Source organism: Actinoplanes oblitus (genome assembly GCF_030252345.1).
Classification (GTDB): domain Bacteria; phylum Actinomycetota; class Actinomycetes; order Mycobacteriales; family Micromonosporaceae; genus Actinoplanes; species Actinoplanes oblitus.
Map to the genome: position 1 here is coordinate 3,690,503 of NZ_CP126980.1, position 18,699 is coordinate 3,709,201.

Annotated in this window: 16 protein-coding genes; 14 read left to right on the plus strand and 2 right to left on the minus strand. The window is 72.6% G+C overall.

Going from position 1 to position 18,699, the window contains the following annotated elements:
• Window positions 1-16 precede the first annotated feature (16 nt).
• The gene (locus Actob_RS16520) at window positions 17-1,015 is read right to left on the minus strand and encodes an ATP-binding protein (RefSeq protein WP_284921081.1); all 999 of its coding nucleotides are present in this window, start codon (window positions 1,013-1,015) and stop codon (window positions 17-19) included.
• Between the two features lie 192 nt (window positions 1,016-1,207).
• Complete coding sequence (locus Actob_RS16525; protein WP_284921082.1) at window positions 1,208-1,588, minus strand: hypothetical protein; 381 nt, start codon at window positions 1,586-1,588, stop codon at window positions 1,208-1,210.
• Between Actob_RS16525 and Actob_RS16530 the strand changes: the two genes are divergently transcribed.
• From Actob_RS16530 to Actob_RS16595, 14 genes are all read left to right on the plus strand, one after another.
• The gene (locus Actob_RS16530) at window positions 1,587-2,813 is read left to right on the plus strand and encodes an AI-2E family transporter (protein ID WP_284921083.1); all 1,227 of its coding nucleotides are present in this window, start codon (window positions 1,587-1,589) and stop codon (window positions 2,811-2,813) included. The two genes, Actob_RS16525 and Actob_RS16530, sit on opposite strands and share 2 nt — an antisense overlap.
• Window positions 2,814-2,974: 161 nt before the next feature.
• Entirely contained in the window at window positions 2,975-3,556 is a 582-nt protein-coding gene (locus Actob_RS16535; protein ID WP_284921084.1) for an RNA polymerase sigma factor, read from the plus strand.
• Between the two features lie 34 nt (window positions 3,557-3,590).
• Entirely contained in the window at window positions 3,591-4,319 is a 729-nt protein-coding gene (locus Actob_RS16540; RefSeq protein WP_284921085.1) for a hypothetical protein, read from the plus strand.
• A complete protein-coding gene (locus Actob_RS16545; RefSeq protein WP_284921086.1) occupies window positions 4,320-4,706 on the plus strand; it encodes a hypothetical protein in 387 nt (128 codons plus the stop codon).
• 3 nt (window positions 4,707-4,709) lie between these two features.
• Window positions 4,710-6,836 carry a bifunctional polysaccharide deacetylase/glycosyltransferase family 2 protein gene (locus tag Actob_RS16550; protein WP_284921087.1) on the plus strand — a complete coding sequence of 709 codons (2,127 nt, stop codon included), beginning with the start codon at window positions 4,710-4,712 and terminating at the stop codon, window positions 6,834-6,836.
• A 56-nt stretch (window positions 6,837-6,892) separates the two neighbouring features.
• Window positions 6,893-8,080 carry a sensor histidine kinase gene (locus Actob_RS16555; protein WP_284921088.1) on the plus strand — a complete coding sequence of 396 codons (1,188 nt, stop codon included), beginning with the start codon at window positions 6,893-6,895 and terminating at the stop codon, window positions 8,078-8,080.
• Window positions 8,077-8,754: a response regulator gene (locus Actob_RS16560; RefSeq protein WP_284921089.1), complete on the plus strand. Its 678-nt coding sequence runs from the start codon at window positions 8,077-8,079 to the stop codon at window positions 8,752-8,754. The genes Actob_RS16555 and Actob_RS16560 overlap by 4 nt, the downstream gene beginning before the upstream one ends.
• 91 nt (window positions 8,755-8,845) lie before the next feature.
• Window positions 8,846-9,766 carry an ABC transporter ATP-binding protein gene (locus Actob_RS16565; RefSeq protein ID WP_284921090.1) on the plus strand — a complete coding sequence of 307 codons (921 nt, stop codon included), beginning with the start codon at window positions 8,846-8,848 and terminating at the stop codon, window positions 9,764-9,766.
• Window positions 9,763-10,587: an ABC transporter permease subunit gene (locus tag Actob_RS16570; protein WP_284921091.1), complete on the plus strand. Its 825-nt coding sequence runs from the start codon at window positions 9,763-9,765 to the stop codon at window positions 10,585-10,587. Before Actob_RS16565 ends, Actob_RS16570 begins: the two co-directional genes overlap by 4 nt.
• A gap of 235 nt (window positions 10,588-10,822) precedes the next feature.
• Window positions 10,823-12,289: a hypothetical protein gene (locus tag Actob_RS16575; protein WP_284921092.1), complete on the plus strand. Its 1,467-nt coding sequence runs from the start codon at window positions 10,823-10,825 to the stop codon at window positions 12,287-12,289.
• On the plus strand, window positions 12,286-15,567 hold the full coding sequence (locus Actob_RS16580) for an AAA domain-containing protein (protein ID WP_284921093.1): 3,282 nt from the start codon (window positions 12,286-12,288) through the stop codon (window positions 15,565-15,567). Before Actob_RS16575 ends, Actob_RS16580 begins: the two co-directional genes overlap by 4 nt.
• Complete coding sequence (locus tag Actob_RS16585) at window positions 15,564-16,814, plus strand: hypothetical protein (protein ID WP_284921094.1); 1,251 nt, start codon at window positions 15,564-15,566, stop codon at window positions 16,812-16,814. The genes Actob_RS16580 and Actob_RS16585 overlap by 4 nt, the downstream gene beginning before the upstream one ends.
• Entirely contained in the window at window positions 16,807-18,324 is a 1,518-nt protein-coding gene (locus tag Actob_RS16590) for a phospholipase D-like domain-containing protein (protein ID WP_284921095.1), read from the plus strand. The genes Actob_RS16585 and Actob_RS16590 overlap by 8 nt, the downstream gene beginning before the upstream one ends.
• Before the next feature lie 92 nt (window positions 18,325-18,416).
• Window positions 18,417-18,695: a hypothetical protein gene (locus Actob_RS16595; protein ID WP_284921096.1), complete on the plus strand. Its 279-nt coding sequence runs from the start codon at window positions 18,417-18,419 to the stop codon at window positions 18,693-18,695.
• Window positions 18,696-18,699: the final 4 nt, after the last annotated feature.

Sequence of the window (18,699 nt, forward strand, 5' to 3'; positions counted from 1 at the left end):
GGGACATCGGCGCCGGTCAGCGGTGCATGACGTGGTACGGGAAATGCAGCCGCACCGACGTGCGGCCGGGGACCGTGTCGAGGAGCACCGCGTCGGCCAGTTGCCGGGCCAGCCACAGCCCGCGGCCGCCGGGTACCGCCCGGTTGCCGCCCGGCCGGTGATAGCCGGCGGTGACCGGTACCGGCTGCCCGGCGTTGTCGTCGCACTGGGTGATCAGCGTGCGGCCGTGGTGCCAGGCCCGGACCCGGACCGGGGTGGCGGCGTGGCGCAGCCCGTTGGTGGCCACCTCGGTCACGGCCACCACCAGGTCGTCGGCGGGGTCGGCGGCGAATCCGTGGCGCACCGCCCACCCGCTCAGCGCGGCGCGCAGCTCCCGCAGCCCGGTGAACTCGGTGAGGGTCTGCTCGTGGTCGACGGCGGCCGGTACCGCGTGCAGCGCGGCCCGGCCATGATCGCTGAGGTAGTCGTCGGCCGGCTGGAAATCCGGGCTGCGGTGGCGGCCCTGCGGGGTGAGCAGGTAGCGATGGGTGGCGCGGACCCCGTCCAGAACGCCCGCCGAGTGCTGCCGGCTGTCCCAGACGCAGGTCACCGCCGATCCGTACGGGGCATAGGTGTCGTTGCACACCGACTCGTACGCCAGGTAGGCGCGTACCCTGCCGGGTGGTGGTTCGTCGCCGGGCCGCTCGCGGAGATCCGGTTCGGCGATCACGTAGACCCGGCGGCCCCGGCTCGCCTGCTCGGCCAGGTACTGGCGGAAGCGTTCGTAGGCGAACCCGAGCCGCTGGTAGAAGCCCGCCCGGCCGGCCCGCCGCAGCACGCCGGTCAGATCGTGCACGGCGTCGCTGAGCAGGTCCCGGGTGCGATCGCTGACGACCAGCAGCACTTCGTCGTAGGTGTCGCCGGAGCGGCGCAACTCCGCTGTCAGAGTGCTGACGAGTTCCTCGTCGGTGCCCGGGAGCAGAGCGCTGTGCGGGAAGGTCTCACCACCCTGAGGTTCACGGTGGTTAACGATCATGGCATAACCATCACAGGTGGAGCGGCCGCGCGCCAGTGGTCATGATCGGAAGATCCTTCCGGCCCGGCTGGTGAGGCACGCGTGACGGGGCTGTTCGACGGCGCGGCATGGACATGGCTGCCCGGATACCCGGGGCGCGGCCGGCTATGCGGCAGCGTCGGTGTGTGCTTCTGGAAGCGCTTCCAGCAGCTGTCATGCAGGCGCCGCAGGCACAGCCAGGTCGGCCTCGCGCCGGCCGCGGGGAGACATGGTTGCTGAGGAAACCCGCGCTTCACCGGAATCGCGAAGGCCCGTGCCATCGCACCGGACCGTCCGGTGATGCTCGGCGAGTTCGCGTCCACCGAGGACGGCGGCGACCACCGGCTGATGCGCCGTGGTGAGTCTCGGGTCGGTGTGCACCGCGACGGGCAGGTACCCGCACTTCCGGCCGGACATGGCGATGACCCCGCCGCGGTTTTCGCCGTGGCCCAGCGGCCGGAACCCGCCGACCCGGTCGCCGACCCGGGTGCGACCTGTCAGGTAAGCCGTCGAGCCGTCGTTTGACCTGGTCCGTGGCGGGTACGCCGCGATCATGGCGGAGACGAGCGACGGCGTGCTGGCGCGTCGCACACTGGTGGTTCTCGGGGTCACACTGGCCGTGCTGGCGACGCTGTTCCTGGCTCACGAGACCCGCCGGGTGCTGACCTGGATCCTGATCGCCGGGTTCTTCGCCGTGGCGCTGCATCCCGCTGTCGACTGGATGACCCGCAAGGTCACCTTCTGCCGTCGCTGGCTGGCGACCCTGCTGGTGTTCGCGGCCGCCGTCGTCCTGCTGGCCGGCCTGGTCACCCTGTTCGTCGTGCCGCTGGCACGCCAGGGCAGCCAGGTCGTCGCCGACTTCCCCAAGATCGTCGGAGACGCGCGCCACGGGCGCGGACCGGCCGGGCCGCTGCTGGAGCGCTTCCACGTGGTCGAGTACGCACAGCGCAACGCCGGCCGGTTCCGGGAGTACGCCGCCGGGCTGGGCGCTCCGACCCTGGCCTTCGTACGCTCGATCGCCACCGGCATCGCCGGCACCATGACGATCTTCGTGCTGTCGTATCTCATGGTGCTCGAGGCTCCGAAGATCGTGACGGGGTTCCTCGCCCTGTTCGAGCCGCGACGGGCCGACCACATCCGCCGGGTCGGCCACGACTGCGCCAAGACCATCACCGGCTACCTCACCGGCAACCTGCTGATCAGCGTCATCTGCGGCGCCCTGACGTTCGCCGTGCTGGCCCTCGTGCACGTGCCGTACGCCGGCCTGATCGCCCTGTTCGTCGGGCTGGCCGACCTCATCCCGCTGGTCGGCGCCACGCTCGGCGCGGTGGTCGCCACCGTCGCGGCGTTCGTCGAGTCGACCACCGCCGGGGTGGTGGTGGTCGTCTTCTTCGTGCTCTACCAGCAGTTGGAGAACCACCTGCTGCAGCCGATGATCTTCGCGCGGACGGTGCGGCTCAACCCGCTGACGGTTCTCGTCGCGATCCTGCTGGCGGTGGAACTGGCCGGCATCCTCGGCGCGCTGCTGGCCATCCCGGTGGCCGGCATCCTGCAGATCATCGCCCGCGACGTCTGGGACGTCCGCCGCGGCCGCCCGAAGCCGGAACCGACAGTCGGGCAAGACCGGGTCCCGGTGTCGGCGGTGGACGAGTCCGGCGCCGCCGGGCACCGGTCCGGAGCGGCGGACGTGCACGCCGCCTATGTCGCCGGCGTCACCGACCGGCAGCGGCCGGTGGCCGCCGAGTCGCCGGCGCGGGCATCGGACACGCCCCGCCGGTAGCCGGCGGCTGCTGTCCAGCGGCTCGGCGAGCCGATCGCGGGGCCCGCCCGAACGGGTGCCGCGGCGAGTCCGGCGGCCGTGTCCGGGTCCGTGCGATGGGTTGCCGGGGCCGCCGCCGGCCCGTGTACCGTGTGCAGCCCTGTCGACCGGGGAGCACTACCTTGCTAGCAGACGACGATCTCGGCGGCGCGCTGACCGCCGCGCGTGAGGGTGACGAGACCGCGTTCGCCGTCCTCTGGTGTGCCCTGCAACCAGCGGTTCTGCGCTATCTGCGAGTCGTGGTCGGCGACCCCGCCGAGGACGTCGCCTCGGAGACCTGGCTGCAGGTCGCCCGGGACCTGCGGCGCTTCCGCGGCGGCATCGGCGACTTCCGCGGCTGGCTGTTCCGGATCGCCCGGCACCGCGGCATCGACCATCTGCGCCGGACCGGGCGCCACCGGGAGGACCCCGTCGAGGTCGTCGACGACACGATCGTCGCCCCGGACGCCGCGGTCCAGACGGAGGAGTTGCTGAGCACCGGCTGGGCGCTGTCGGTGATCGCCACCCTCCCCAGGGATCAGGCCGAGTCCGTCATGCTGCGCGTCGTCGCCGGGCTCGACGTCGCGACCACGGCCAAGGTGCTCGGTAAACGCACCGGCGCGGTCCGCATCGCCACCATGCGGGGCCTGCGCCGCCTCGCCGCCCACCCCGAGGTCACGGCCCGCAACGAGAAGACGGCCACCGGTGTGGCCGAGGAGGTGTAACGGGATGCGACCGATCAGCGCTCTCCGTCGTGCGATGCGTGTTCGCCGGACCCATCCGATCGGCCTCGACCAGACCGAGCGGTGGGCCACCGGCGAGCAGCCGGGGCCTGACCACCAGGGCCTGGCCGACCTGCTGGCCGCCGCCAAGGCTCCCGCCACCCCGGGAGAACTGGCCGGCCGGCAGGCCGCCACCGCCGCTTTCGCCGCCGCATACCAGGGTGCCGGCGCACCGGAGGAGGAACGACGTGTCAGCACGTCACGCACGACGAGGGCACTCGTCGTGAACGTCATGGCCGGGGTTCTCCTGGTCACCGCCACCGGGACCGCCGTGGCGGCCAGGGGCGGTGTGCTGCCCGAGGGCGCTCAGCGGCGGGCGCACGAGCTGTTCTCCGGGCTGGGGGTGCCGGCGCCACACACGAGTGCGAGCACGCCGGCGCCCGTACCGTCAAGCGGGTCGTCCCGGACCGGCGCGGTGCCGTCACCGGCCCCGGCGACCTCGCCCACCGCTGTCGTTCCCGCCGGGTGGTGCCGGGCCTGGGCGGCCGCGCCGCGGCCCAGCCGCGCGCCCTGGTACCCGGAGCTGGCGCGGGCGGCCGGCTCCGAGTCGGCGATCCCGGCCTACTGCGCCGCGCAGGGCGTCACCGCGCCGGCCACCAGCGGCGCGCCGGCCACCAGCAGTGCACCGGGCAAGTCCGGGCACAGCCGCAAACCGCAGGGCAAGCCGAGCAGTCTGCCCGCACCGAGCCATCCCGGGAAGAAATAGTTGATCACCGATCCGGTCTTCGTCGATCGCAGCGGCCGGCGCCGCCGCCTCGTGCTGGCCGCCGGCGCCGCCGGTGCTCTGGTCCTGCTGCTCGCGGTCGCCACGCTGGTGGCCGGGCTCACCGGCGCCGGTCCGTCGGCGGTGCCGGGCTGGCCGGCGCCGGCCGCCACCCGGAGGACCACCACCCACCCGTCGCCGTCCCCGGCGCCGGCCACCAGCACGCGCCGGCCGACGACGCCCGGGCCGGCCCAGCCGACCACCACACCGCCCCCGGCCACCGGCGGCGCTGCCGCCTCCAGCCGGGCCACGGCCGCGACCGCCGGCTCGGCCACCCGGCCGGCCAACCGCGGGCGCAAACCCAGCAGCCATCCCTCCAGGAACAAGTGATCCATGGGAAAACGAGCTCTGCGCCGCGAACCGCGCGCGCACTGGGCGCTCCTCGTCCTCGCCATGCTGGTGCTCTTCGCCGGGCTGTGCTTCAACGGCTACGTGACCGGCGCCGGCGCGGAGGGCACGCACGTCCCGGTCGAGGGCGCGCCGGGCCCGGCCGCCGCGACCGAGGGCGCCGCCGTGCAGCGGCTGGAGCCGGACGGCACCGTGACCAGCCGGGCGCTACCGGCTCGCACCATCGCCCTGACCTTCGACGACGGCCCGGATCCGGCCTGGACGCCGGCCGTTCTCGAGGTGCTCGCCCGGTATCGGGTGCACGCCACGTTCTTCCAGGTGGGTGCCCAGATCAACCGCTACCCGGAGATCACCCGGCGGGTTGTCGACGCCGGCCACGAGGTGGGGCTGCACACCTTCACGCACGTCGCCGCCGGAACCGTGCCGGCCTGGCGGCTGGAAGCGGAGGTCAAGCTCACCGCGAACGCCCTGGCCGCGGCCGGCGGCCCGCAGGCCACCCTGCTCCGGCTGCCCTACTCGGCCACCCCGCGGGCCGAGTCGGCGGCCGAGTACGACGCCTGGCGCCGCGGCGCGCCCGGCTACCTGCAGGTGCTGGCCGACCACGACACCGAGGACTGGCGCCGCCCGGGCGTGCCGGCCATCGTCCGGGCCATCCGGCCCGGCGTCGTGATGCTGCACGACAGCGGCGGTGACCGGGCCCAGACGATCGCCGCGCTCGACCAGGCGATCCCCCGGCTGCAGGCGAAGGGCTACCGCTTCGTCACGGTCTCCGAGGCGCTCGGCCTGCCCCGGCCGCCGGCCGCCGCCGCGGCCCAGAAGTGGCGCGGCCTCGCCGTCCGGGTCGCCCAGAACACCGCCGGCTGGCTGGCCGGTGCACTGACCGTGGTGATGACCGTGGCGGCCGGGATCGGACTGCTGCGGCTGCTGATCCAGCTCGTCACCGCCCGGGTCCACTGGCGCCGGGCTCGGGCCCGGCACGAGCGGCCGTTGGCGTACCTGGGCCTGGTCAGCGTGGTCGTGCCGGCCTACAACGAGGCGGCCAACATCGAGGCGACCGTCCGGTCGCTGATCGGCAACGATTACCCGGACATCGAGGTGGTCGTCGTCGACGACGGTTCCAGCGACGACACCGCGGGCATCGTCGAACGGCTCGGGCTGCCGCGGGTCCGGGTGATCCGGCAACCCAACGCCGGTAAACCGGCCGCGCTCAACACCGGCATCCGGCACTCCCACGGTCAGATCCTGGTCCTGGTCGACGGGGACACGGTGTTCGCGCCGGACGCTGTCGGCCGGCTCATCCAGCCGTTTACCGACCCGGAGATCGGCGCGGTGTCCGGCAACACGAAGGTCGCCAACCGGACCGGCCTGCTCGGCCGCTGGCAGCACCTGGAGTACGTGATCGGCTTCAACCTGGACCGCCGGATGTTCGAGATCGCCCGGTGCATGCCGACGGTGCCGGGCGCGATCGGCGCGTTCCGCCGGGCGGCGATCCAGGACGCCGGCGGCGTCTCGGGGGAGACGCTGGCCGAGGACACCGACTTCACCATGGCGGTCCTGCGGGCCGGCTGGCACGTCGTCTACGAGCCCGCCGCGATCGCCTGGACCGAGGCGCCGGCCACCGTCCGGCAGCTGTGGCGGCAGCGCTACCGGTGGTGCTACGGCACCATGCAGGCGATGTGGAAGCACCGCGACACCGTCCTGCGGCGCGGCCCGGCCGGTCGCCTCGGCCGCCGCGGCATCGGATACCTGCTGCTGTTCCAGGTGCTGCTGCCGATCACCGCCCCGATGATCGACGTGTACGGCGTCTACGGCCTGCTCTTCCTGTCCCCGCTCAAGGTGGCCGCGGTGTGGTCGGGTTTCACCGCGGCCCAGGTGGCCACCGCGGCGATCGCCCTGCGGATGGATCGCGAGCGGTACGGGCCGCTGTGGACCCTGCCGTTGCAGCAGATCGTCTACCGCCAGCTGATGTACCTGGTGGTCATCCAGTCCACGGTGATGGCCCTGGTCGGTGGACGGTTGCGCTGGCACCGGATGGTGCGGATCGGCGCCGCGCAGCAGTATGCGGCCGGCCCGCCGACCGCCGCGGTGCCGATGGAGTCGCCCGGCCGTTGACGGGCCGGGGGGAAGCCCCGACCGGTGGCGGCCGGTCGGGGCCGTACCGTGACCCTGTGGATGGCCTCGAACGGCTGCGCCGCGCCGGACGAGCGCACCCGACGGTCGCCGATGCCCTGCTCGGCGCCGCGGTCTTCGTGATGAGCCTGCTGCCGGCGTCTCCGCCGGGCGGCCCGGCGCCGCGGCCGCTGACGGTCGGCTCGGTCGTGCTCGCCGCGGTCGGATGCGGAGCCTTGGCGCTGCGTCGCCGCCGTCCGCTACCGGTCCTCGGCGTGGTCAGCGTCGTGGCGGCGGCCTCCCTGATCACCCTTCGGCCCCGCGGGTTCCTGGTGCTCGCCGTGGGCGTCGCCGCGTACACGGTGGCGACTCGCACGCAGCGGCGGACCGCCGTGGCGGTCGGCGCGGCCAGCGCCCTGGCGCTCGGCGTCTGCGCCGTGGTGGCGCTCGGCGTCGGCTGGCTCGACCCGGCGATCGTGGTGCTGCTGCTGTGGTTCGGCCTGGCCGTCGCCGCCGGCACCGCGGTACGGACCCGGCGCGACTACATCGCCGTGCTGGAGGACCGGGCCCAGCGCGCCGAACAGAGCCGGGAGCAGGAGGCCCGCCGCCGGGTCGCCGAGGAGCGGCTGCGGATCGCCCGGGAGCTGCACGACGTGGTGGCGCACCATATAGCGGTGATCAACGTGCAGGCCGGTGTGGCCGGACATCTGATGCGCGAGCGGCCGGCCGCCGCCGAGGACGCCCTCGGCCATGTCCGCGCCGCGGCCCGCACCGCCCTGGAGGAACTGGCCACCCTGCTCGGTGTGCTGCGCCGCGACGAGGAGCCGGACGCGCCCACCGAGCCGGCCCCCAGCCTCAGCCGCCTCGACGGGCTCGTCGAGGCGTTCGCCGCCGGCCAGCCGGTGCGGTGGACGATGTCCGGGCAGCCGCGTGCCCTGCCCAGCGCCGTCGACGTGGCGGCGTACCGCATCCTGCAGGAGTCCTTGACGAATGCCTGCCGGCACGCGACCGGTGCGCCGGTCACGGTGCGGCTGACGTACGACGATGCCGCCGTCACCGTCGAGGTCCGCGACGACGGCCGGGCCGGTTCGTCCCCTCCGGCGGGGCCGGGTGCCGGTCTCGGCCTGCTGGGTATGCGGGAGCGCGCCGAGTCGGTGGGCGGTACGTTCTCCGCCGGTCCACGCCCGGCGGGCGGCTTCCGCGTGCGCGCGGTGCTCCCGGCTCCCGCCCGCGAGGCGGCGGAATGACCATCCGCGTGGTGCTCGCCGACGACCAGACCCTCATCCGCGCCGGGTTCCGGGTGCTGATCGATTCGGCGCCCGACCTCACCGTGGTCGGCGAGGCGGCAACCGGCTTCGAGGCCGTCGAGCAGGTCCGCCGCACCGGCCCCGACGTGGTGCTGATGGACATCCGGATGCCCGGGATGGACGGTCTGCACGCCACTCGCGAGATCACCGCCGACGAGCGGCTGGCCGGCACCCGGGTGCTGATCCTGACCACCTTCGAGGTCGACGAGTACGTCTTCCAGGCCCTGCGCGCCGGGGCCAGCGGTTTCCTCGGCAAGGGCGTGGAACCGGCGGAGCTGCTCGCCGCCATCCGGACCGTCGCCGCCGGAGACGCCCTGTTGTCGCCCAGAGCCCTCCGCGGACTGATCGCCCGGTTTCTGGCGGAGCCGGATCCGGAACCCCGCACCGCCCCGGCCGAGCTGGCGGTGCTCACCGACCGCGAACGCGAGGTGCTGTCGCTGGTCGCGGCCGGGCTGAGCAACGAGCAGATCGCGCAGCGGCTGGTGGTTTCCCCACTGACGGCCAAGACCCACGTGAACCGGGCCATGGCCAAGCTCGGCGCCCGCGACCGCGCCCAGCTCGTGGTGATCGCCTACCAGACCGGGCTGGTCCGGGCGGACCCGCCGGCGCGGTAGACGCCGGGCCGGCATACCGCCGTCGCGGTACGCGCAAGAGTCCGCAACCGTCGGACGCGGCGCCGGTCCTGCGCGGGCGACCGTAGTACCCATGATCGAAGTAGTCGAGCTGAGCAAGCGCTACGGCGACAAGGTGGCGGTCGACGCCCTGACGTTCCAGGTGCGGCCGGGCGTCGTCACCGGCTTCCTGGGACCCAACGGCGCCGGGAAGTCCACCACCATGCGCATGATCCTCGGTCTGGACGCGCCGACCGGCGGGCGGGTGACCGTGAACGGCCGCCGGTACGCCGATCACCGCGCGCCGATGCGGGAGGTCGGCGCCCTGCTGGAGGCGCGAGCGGTGCACGCCGGCCGGTCCGCCCGCAACCACCTGCTCGCCCTCGCCGCGACGCATGGCATCGGCGCCCGCCGGGTCGACGAGGTGATCGACCTGGTCGGGCTGCCGGAGGCCGCCGGTAAGCGGGCGGGCGGCTTCTCCCTCGGCATGGGGCAGCGGCTCGGCATCGCCGTGGCGCTGCTCGGCGATCCGGCCGTGGTGATGCTCGACGAACCGGTGAACGGCCTGGACCCCGATGGCATCCGCTGGATCCGTGGCCTGCTGACGGGTCTCGCCGCCGAGGGACGTACGGTCTTTGTCTCCTCCCACCTGATGAGCGAGATGGCCCAGACCGCCGAGCATCTGATCGTCGTCGGCCGGGGCCGGCTGATGGCCGACGTCCCGCTCGCCGAGTTCACCCGCCGGGCGTCCCGGGCGACGGTCCGGGTCCGCTCGCCGCAGTCGGGCGCGCTGCGTGATCTGCTCGCCGGGGCCGGTGTGACGGTCACCAGCGGCGAACCGGGGGTGCTCGAGGTGACCGGTCTCAGCAGCGAGCAGATCGGCGACCGGGCCGCCGCCGCCCACCTCACCCTGCACGAGCTCAGCACGAGCGAGACATCCCTGGAGGACGCCTTCATGGCCATGACGCGCGACGCCGTCGAGTACACCGGCACCCCCGTACGGACGTCGCGATGACGCCGTCCGCGGTACCCGCCGCGATTCCCGCCGACGCACGGGTCACCGTCCCGCGGGTGATCCGCGCCGAGTGGCTGAGGTTCCGATCCCTGCGATCGTCGCTGATCATGATCGCCGCCACGGCCGCGGTCTTCGCCGCTCTCGGTCTCGGCTTCGCCGCCTTCCTCGCCGACGCCACCGTCGAACCCGGCACACCCGCACCGCCCGGCGGTCCGTCGTCGCTCGATCCGCTCGGCGCCAGCCTCGGCGGTGTCAACCTGGCGCAACTGCTCATCGCCACGCTCGGCGTGCTGCTGATCACCGGGGAGTACTCGACCGGCATGATCCGGTCGTCCCTGGCGGCGGTGCCGCGACGGTGGCCGGTGCTGGCCGGCAAGGTGGTGGTGCTCGCCGGCGTCTCCCTGGCCACGTTGATCCCGACCGTCCTGCTCACCTTCATCGGTGCGCAAGCCGTCCTCGGTGACAAGGGCATCGCGCTCACCGGTGACGGAGTGCTACGGGCGGTCCTCGGCACCGCCGGTTATCTCGCCGGTGTCGGTGTGCTCGGCACGGCACTCGGATTCCTGCTGCGCAACACCGCCGCCGCGCTCACCGGCGCGGTCGCCGTCCTGCTGATCGTCCCCGGCGTCGTGGCACTGCTGCCGGCGAGCTGGCCCGACGCGATCGGGCCCTACCTGCCGTCCAACGCCGGGCAGGCGTTCATGAGCGTGACTGGCGATCCCGGCCTGCTGTCACCGGTGGCCGGCGCGGCCGTCTTCACCGGCTGGCTGGCGGTGCTCCTGGCGGCGGCCGTCACCGTGCTGCGCCGCCGCGACGCCTGAGGGCCGCTCCGGCGGAGACGGAGCGGCCGGAGCACCGTGCCGTTGACGAGCGCCCGTCCGCGCGACGCGGTCAGTCAGTGGTTCGCCGCGTCGCGCGGTGGTGGCGGCACACCCTATGCGGCCCCGAAGTCATCGGGTTCCACCAAGGACGTACGGGCCTTGGCTCGACCCCGAGTCGTCCGGTAGCGTCCCTCTCTTGCCCTGGAGACGGGGTGGGTACCGGAAGGCATCCAGGATGGAAAGCGGCGACGACAAGGTTCACGGCATCGCACGGGCGGACGTCGAGAGGTACGTACGGATTCATCAGGGTCTGGAGCGGTACGGCAGCGGCACCCGGTCCGATCAGGCGACGGCTTTCTATCTCAAACATCTGGTCAAGCCCGCGGTCGAGCAGGCACGGCTGGTCAGCGACCGGCCGCCGACCAAGGTCGATCTCCTGGTCAGCCTGAGCGGGTTCACGCCGACGCCCGCGATCCTGGCTTACGAACTGCTGGAACCCGAGCGCATGGTGGTGATCGCGTCGGAGGCGGCGCAGCGCAGCATCGATGTCATCCACTACCACGCGGTGCAGCCCGGTGGCCGGCTTCGTCCCAGCCAGTTCCGGGCCATGGACTGCGATCCCACCGACCCGATGAGCATCTATCGCATCGTCAAGGAGGAACTCGACCGCCTGGTACGGGCCTCCAGGTCGAAGCCGTACGCCATCATCGACATCACCGGCGGGCGCAAGGTGATGAGCGCCGCCGCCGCCCTCGCGGCCTGGCAGTTGAAGCTCGATCTCGCCTACATGGAGGGCGAGTTCGACCAGAACACCCGGCACCCGATCCCCGGCACCGACCGGATGATGATCCTCGACGACCCGAACATCATCTTCGGCGAGCAGGAGATGTCACGCGCCCTGGAGATGTTCCGGGCCGGCGCCTTCGAGGCCGCGCGCCACCGCTACGAGGAGATCTGCGACAGCATCGTCGTCCCGGTCCACGCCCGGTTCATGCGCGGGCTGAGCGAAATGTACCGGGCGTGGTGCGACCTCGACATGGAGGCGCTGCCCGAGGCCGTCGAGTCGGTCCGCCAGACGATCGGCAACGTCCGTCGCACCGTCGGCGCCGACTACCTCGACACGCTGGAACAGCAGGTGGCCTTCGTACGCCGCCTGGTCGCCGGCGACCGCGACGCGATGGCACTGTGCTTCTTCGTGCTGGGCCTGCACTACCAGGAGATCGGCCGGCGCGACTTCGCCGCACTGCTCTACTACCGCACCATCGAGAGCTGCCTGACGCGCCGGATCCACCACCGCTTCGGTGGCCTGGACCCCGACCGGCCCGACTGGGGGTTGCTCGGTGACGCCACAGCGGCGAAACGCCGCTACTCGGCGCTCGCCCACAAGATGGGCTGGCACAACGGCCCGCCGCCCAAGCTGATGCTGATCGCCTGCGCCGTGCTGCTCGCCGCCGAGCGCGATGCCTACGCCGAGCAGTGCGGCTTCCATAGCCTCGCGGGGCTCCGAAGACTGCAGGATCTCACCCGGGTGCGCAACCATTCCGTGCTGGCACACGGGTTCGAGGCGATCGGGAAGGAGCAGACCGAAGCCCTGCGCGACCGGGCGAAGGACATGCTGACGGCGTTCTGGACGCTGCACGGCGAGGACCGGGACCTGGACCTGATGCTGGCGGACCTGCGTTTCCTGCGAGCGGACCGGTGAGCCGAAGCGCCGGGACGCGTTTCGAGCCGTCCGAGGCCGACCTGCTGCGTTACTGCCGGACCCGATATCCGGAGGAGTTCGAGCCGACCCCGGTCGAGCAGACCGCCGTCATCCTCGGCTACTCACCGAGCCGGCCCTTCCTCGCGACCACCGATCTCGACGACGTCGCCGCCGACCTGGCGGCCGGTCTGTCGATCGCGAAGCGCACCGGCAGGACCAGTGACTACTTCGTCCTGACAGGAACGCGCTACGCCGTGCACGCCGACGCGACCGTCGGCGGCGACGGCCGGCCCGCCGCCGATGTCACCAGCATCAGACCGGTCGGCCGGATGAACCGGCGGGATGCGATACGTCCGGCGGCGGTCACGTTCGCGCCGCGGCGCCTGGCGGCGTCGTTCGATCTGGACCTGCTGGCCGACCGGGCCGCCGAGAGCGTGACGGTCGCCAGGCGACGGGCACACCTGCGCGATGAGCTGTTGTGGCGGATGCGCCACCCCGAAGCGGCGCCGCCCGCGCCGATGGCCGGGTTGCGGGAGCAGACCCAGCGCCACTTCCAGCCGTTGCGGATGTTGCTCGAGCTGCTCCGGGAGCGCAGCGACCTCAGCGGCGAGGTCAGCGCCTGGGGTCAGGTACTGGGCGCGCGCCCCGACGAACTCTATGTACGCCTGAGCGGTCTGCCGGCCGGCTTCGCCGAGCGGCGGGCGGCCCGGCTCCATCACGACGGCCGGGAGCTCGCGACGACCGTACAGAGCATCGAGGAGATCGAGGGCGACCTGGTCCTCTGCCTGGAGCCGCCGCGCGGTGCACCGGCACCGCCGCCGCGAGCACGGGTGGAGATCACGCAACGCGCGCGCTTCTCGATGACCCGGCACGGCCGGGCGCTGCGGCAGCTGCTCGACGAGGAGGTGGAGGGCAACTGGGAGAACCTGGCGATGCTGCTCTGCCGGCCGAAGGACCTGCCGGCCTTCGTCGCGACCGAGCCGGCCCGGTACTTCACCGAGGACGGGTCCCGAACCCTCAACGTCGAGCAGCGGGCCGCGGTCGCCGGCGCACTGTCCACCCCGCACGCCTACCTCATTCAGGGTCCACCCGGCACCGGGAAATCGACGGTGATCGAAGAGCTGGTGCTCCAGCTCACGGCGCGCAACGAGCGCGTGCTGGTGCTGGCCCCGATGCACGTGGCCGTCGACGAGGTGCTCGGCCGACTGGGTGACCAGCCCGGCGTGTTCGCCCTGCGCATGGCGGCCGACAGCGACAACGTCCGCTCCGGGAACCAGCGGTTCCTGCCCGACAACCTGGCGACGTCCTGCCTGGCCCAGGCCAAGACTCCGGAGCGGGCCGAGGCGGCGGCGTGGCAGGCGGAAGCGGCCGAGCTGACCGCCTCGGCGGATCGGATCGAGGAGTACGCGACGGCCGCCGAAGCGCTGGCCGGGCTCACCGCCGAACGGGCGGCGGCCGTGGTGCGGTACGAGGAACTCCGGCGGACCCTCGAAGCGGAATGGACAGCCGCGGCCCTCGACCAGGCCCGGTACGCCGAGCGCGTACAGGTCCTCGGCGAGGAGGTGCGTCGCGTTTCCGTCGAGGCCGCTGTCCTGCGGCAGCAGCTCGCCGCGGTCCCGGGCTGGACCCGGCTCGTGAGCCGGGTGCGACACCGGTTCCTCGACTCCCAGGACGAGGTCGCTGAACTCGGCACGAAGGGTGCCGCGCTCGATCGCCGATACGGGGAACTCGCCGCCGGCCTGCGGGACTGGACCGAACGGCACAACACCGTGGCGACCCGGCGAGCCGCCCTGAACGAGCGGCTGACGTCGGCCGCCGCCGCCCACGTCGCCGACGTCGCGCGGCGGGACCGGGACGTCGCCGCGGCGCGATCGCGCCTGACCGTGGCCGAGCGACGGCTGAGCGCCGCGGACGGCGACCCCGGCTCGCGGAACCTCGGCCAGTGGTGGCAGGCGGCGGCACAGGCGCGGCGGCGGTCGGAGTCGCTGCACCGGATGGCTGAGCTGGAGAAGCGCTGGTTCGAGGTGTCCGGTGCCGGCGGCCTCGGCGGACTCGTCGACGACGAGCGGCTGCGTTCGGAGCTGATGCAGGCCGTCAATGTCGTCTTCGGCACCACCGTCGGCGCCTTCGGCCGGGAGATCGACGGCGCCGACTTCGACACGCTCATCCTCGACGAGGCGAGCCGGGTCGTCGACAGCGAGTTCCTCATCGGCGCGGTCCGGGCGCGCCGCTGGATCCTCGTCGGTGACCAGCGCCAGTTGCCACCGTTCGTCGACCCGTCCGACGAGCACCACCTGCACGCCCTGACCGCCGCTCACCTCTGCGCCCGGGAGGGCGGCACGGCCGCGACGGCGATCGGCCGGCTCGCCGATCTCTGGCACGAGGAGCCTCAGCTGCACGCCTTCCGCATCAAGTCGGTGGAGGCGACGCTGGATCGGCTTGCCGGAGGCGAGCATTGGGCGACGTATCAGCGCACCTTCGCCCGGCACCTGGCCATGGGCTCGTTCGGCGCCGCGCCGGAGCAAGGCGTGCTGGCGGCCGTGCGTGACCACCTGGTGCGGAGCCTGTTCGAGCGCTGCCTGGCCGCCGAGCCCGGCAACGCGATCACGACCGCACTGCGGATGCAGCACCGGTCGATCGACGCGATCGCCTCGCTGGTCCGCGATCCGGTGTACGAGGGGGCGTACGAGACCGCGCCCGATCTCGATCAGCAGCCGGTGACGACGCCCGCCTACGGGGCACCGGTGGTCTTCCTCGACACCAGCCAGTACCCGGACCGTGCCCGCGACCAACCGGACGGCCTCGGATTTCGCAACCCCTTCGAGGTCCGGCAGGTGATCGGCCTGCTCCGCGAGCTGAATCGGGCCGCGGCGGCCGCCCCCGGCGGAACGAGCCTGACCGTCAGCATCCTGACCTTCTACCTGCACCAGGTGCGCGATCTGCGGGCTCGGATACGGCCGGCCGACTACCCGGATCTCACCATCAAGGTGATCGACGTCATCGATCGGATCCAGGGCCAGCAGAGCGACATCGTGATCATCAGTTTCTGCCGCACCTTCCTGGGCAAGGGCCGGCCGCGGAGCAATTACGCCGCCTGGTTGCAGGACGTCCGCCGTCTCAACGTAGCCGTCACCCGGGCCCGGCGCGGGCTCTACCTCGTCGGGCACGCCGACACCCTCGCCAAGGTCAACGGTGTGCCCTGGGCGGAGCTGTTCTACCGCCACATGTTCGAGCAGTTCCAGACCAATCCATCGCTGGTACGGGTGAGCGACACATGACAGCTCGTCCCACCTTCACGGTGACCCGCATCCCACGACCGGACGAGGGGACCGTCGCTCTGATCGACGATGCGGTCCTGCTGCTCGCCTACTGGCGCCGGGTACCCGTGCGCAAGCAGACGACTTCGGCGCTGAGCCGGTTGGAACTGTTCGTGCTGGAGATCGCGGCGACGCTCGGCGGGGTCCGCGAACGGGACCTGACCGCGATCACCGGGCTACCGGGACAACTGCTGGCGCCGCTGGCCCGGCGGTTGCTCCGGGCCGGCGCGCTGATCCCGGTGCCCGGTGGCTATGCCCCGGCGCCGGATCAGGCGGCCCAGGTGTTCGCGGCAGGCCGGCTCCGCGAGATACGCGAGGCCCGGGTCGATCTCGTCTACCTGCCCGAAACCGACGAGATGATCTCGGTGGGCGACGGTCTCGCGTCCATCGACAACCGCCGGCTCGACCCGACCGGGCAGGCCCCGGCAGCCGCCGAGATCGCCCGGACACCGTGGCCGGAGTTCATCGGCGACCGTATCCGGTCGCACCGGATCGCCGGGCTGTCGCCGGACATCGTGGACATCGGCCCGTCCGCTGACCACTCGCCCTTGCTGCCCGGGGACTTCTGCCCGGTCTACCGCTGCAACGCGCAGGTCCGCCGGCGGGGCCCGGCCCTCACTGTCGAGCTGACCCTGAAGGGCACTTCGCCGCGCAAGCGTCGCGGCGAGACGTCCGGGCTGCGGCAGGCGACGATCTCGCTGGGCGGAGCCGACCGCCTCGCCGCGGGCTGGTCGGCCGCAACGGTGCTGCCCCAGCAGCCCGCCGACCGCGCGGAGATCTGGACCGCCCTGCTGGGACGACCCGGCGAGGATGTTCCCGCCATCGAGCAGGTCGACGCCATCACCTGGCGGGTGCACCTGACCGAAGCCTCGGCACGGCAACTCGCCGACTCCGGGCGCGACCTGGCGCAGAGCCTCATGCTGCGCATCGCCGCGGAGGCCTGCACGGCGCACGTCGTCGTCGAACTCTTCGCCACCGATCCCGGCTCCCGCGCCCTGATCGACCGGGACCGCGTCCTGGCCCAGGCGGAGTGGACCGGCGCCGATCTCGCCGATCTGGAGAAGGCCCTGGCGCACCTGGCCGGGGAGTTGCCGTACGAGCTGTCCGGGCTGCTGGTGCCCGCCGCGGTTCGTGACCGGGCCTGGCAGCTCAAGCGCTACCACCTCGCCTATACCCTGCGCCGGCGGGAGGACTTCCGCTATGCCTGAGATCGACCTCGGCGCCTACCGCGCGGACCAGGGCTTCTACCTGGTCGGTTCGCGCACCGGGGCCCGGTTCGAGCAGGGGCCCGCCGAACCCGGCGGGTACGCGCATCGCTTCTCCTACCGCGGGTCGGCGACCACCATCGCGGACGCCGCCGTCGACCTCGTCCGTGGTGCGCGCGGCAAGATCTTTCTCGCCAGCTACCGCATCGGTGACGGGCCACTGCTGGAGGCCCTGTACGAGGCCGTCGACCGCCTGCGCGGCGGCGTGTACGTCATCACCAGCTGGGACGAGAAGGCACTGCGCAAGGACCTGCCGGACCTCGCGCCGGAGGAGACGGCGCACGAGGTCAAGGCGCAACTCAAACGCTTCGACGAGATGACCCGCCGCGGCATCACCGTGCGTGGTCACCCCTCGTGTCACGCCAAGTTCCTCGTGGTCGACGACAGGGCCGCGCTGGTTTCCAGCGCCAACCTGGAGACCAGCGCGCTGCGCGGCACCGCCGACCGGGCGGTGACCGGGGAGAGCGGGACCCTGCTCACCGACGCCGGCGAGGCGCAACTGCTCGGCCGGTTCTTCACCCGCATGTGGTTCGCGGGTTGCACCGGGGAGGCGCGGCCGGGCGACAAGTACGCCCTGAAGGATCGCGGCGTCGAACCGAGCCCGTGCGACGTTCCGGTGCCACCGGTCGGGCCACGCGCCGGAGTCATCTGGACCCACGAGGACGAGCACGGCATCCTGGAGACGATCAACGACATCGTGGACCGTTCCCGCGACGAACTCCTCCTGGCCAGTTACAGCCTCGTCGGCCTCGCCGAGCAGCCACGACGTCTGCTCGACGCCATCGCTCGCGCCTGTGCCCGCGGGGTCCGGGTGTCGCTGCTCGTCCGCGGCCGCAACCTGCCCCGCGACCTGCGCGACGCCCGGATGCTCACCGAACTCGGTGTTCGGCTCTTCCCCGACTCCCTCACCCACGCCAAGGGCGCCCTCGCGGACGGGCGGACCGGTGCCCTCTTCTCCGCGAACTTCGACTTCGACCACGGTCTGATCAACGGCGTCGAGATGGGGGTACGCCTGGACGGCACCCCGGCACTGGCCGACGCCCACCGCTACCTGCGCCACGCCATGCGGAACGCGGACATGGAATACGCCGCCCGCCCGAGTCAGCGCGAACTCGCCGCCGGATACCCGGCGCGGTGGCGCAAGGCCTGGCCGTTGCCCGCGGCGGTGCCAATCACCACGGACCCGAGTACCTGGGCGCGATTCGCCGCTGCGGCGGCACACCCGCCAGTGCTGTTCGAAGCGCAGGGCGACGAGGTAGCGCTGGTGACGGCCCGGGACCGATGGCTGCTGGAGCGGGCCGGGAACCGGTGGCGGCTCGCCGGGCAGCAATCGGCGGACGATCCCCTGTCCCTGCTGGGACGGTGGTCCCGAGCCGGTGGCCGGCGGACCGGGACCGAGGAACGGCCGACCACGCGGGGCTTCGCCGACGCGACCTTCAGCCTCGGCGACTGAACGTCGCCATGAGGTCTCGGCTGCGTCTCCGGGCTCCGGCCCGGCGCCACGGTACAGCGACGAATCCGACCGGTTCGAGTGGGGAGAGAAGCATGGCGGACCATCGCGACGAGGAAGCCGACTGGGACGAGCTCGACCGTCTCCAGGACGAAGACGACCTGGACCTGCTGCTGGAGTCCGACGACGAAGATCGACGCCGTCAGGAGGAACAGGAGGAAGAGGACGACGACGATCGGCGCCGTCAGGACGAGGACGACGAAGATCGACGCCGCCAAGAGGAAGAGGACGACGAAGAAGGGCGACGGCTCCAGGAGGAGCAATGGGGCGTCATGGACGAACGCCCTTGGCTCGCGAATTTCGATGACGATTGACGCG

What these genes read in the sequence shown, in the direction of transcription:
- Actob_RS16520 (WP_284921081.1), bottom strand. Translation starts at nt 1,015, where the DNA reads ATGATCGTTAACCACCGTGAACCTCAGGGTGGTGAGACCTTCCCGCAC.
- Actob_RS16530 (WP_284921083.1), top strand. Translation starts at nt 1,587, where the DNA reads ATGGCGGAGACGAGCGACGGCGTGCTGGCGCGTCGCACACTGGTGGTT.
- Actob_RS16525 (WP_284921082.1), bottom strand. Translation starts at nt 1,588, where the DNA reads ATGATCGCGGCGTACCCGCCACGGACCAGGTCAAACGACGGCTCGACG.
- Actob_RS16540 (WP_284921085.1), top strand. Translation starts at nt 3,591, where the DNA reads ATGCGTGTTCGCCGGACCCATCCGATCGGCCTCGACCAGACCGAGCGG.
- Actob_RS16550 (WP_284921087.1), top strand. Translation starts at nt 4,710, where the DNA reads ATGGGAAAACGAGCTCTGCGCCGCGAACCGCGCGCGCACTGGGCGCTC.
- Actob_RS16560 (WP_284921089.1), top strand. Translation starts at nt 8,077, where the DNA reads ATGACCATCCGCGTGGTGCTCGCCGACGACCAGACCCTCATCCGCGCC.
- Actob_RS16565 (WP_284921090.1), top strand. Translation starts at nt 8,846, where the DNA reads ATGATCGAAGTAGTCGAGCTGAGCAAGCGCTACGGCGACAAGGTGGCG.
- Actob_RS16570 (WP_284921091.1), top strand. Translation starts at nt 9,763, where the DNA reads ATGACGCCGTCCGCGGTACCCGCCGCGATTCCCGCCGACGCACGGGTC.
- Actob_RS16575 (WP_284921092.1), top strand. Translation starts at nt 10,823, where the DNA reads ATGGAAAGCGGCGACGACAAGGTTCACGGCATCGCACGGGCGGACGTC.
- Actob_RS16585 (WP_284921094.1), top strand. Translation starts at nt 15,564, where the DNA reads ATGACAGCTCGTCCCACCTTCACGGTGACCCGCATCCCACGACCGGAC.
- Actob_RS16590 (WP_284921095.1), top strand. Translation starts at nt 16,807, where the DNA reads ATGCCTGAGATCGACCTCGGCGCCTACCGCGCGGACCAGGGCTTCTAC.
- Actob_RS16595 (WP_284921096.1), top strand. Translation starts at nt 18,417, where the DNA reads ATGGCGGACCATCGCGACGAGGAAGCCGACTGGGACGAGCTCGACCGT.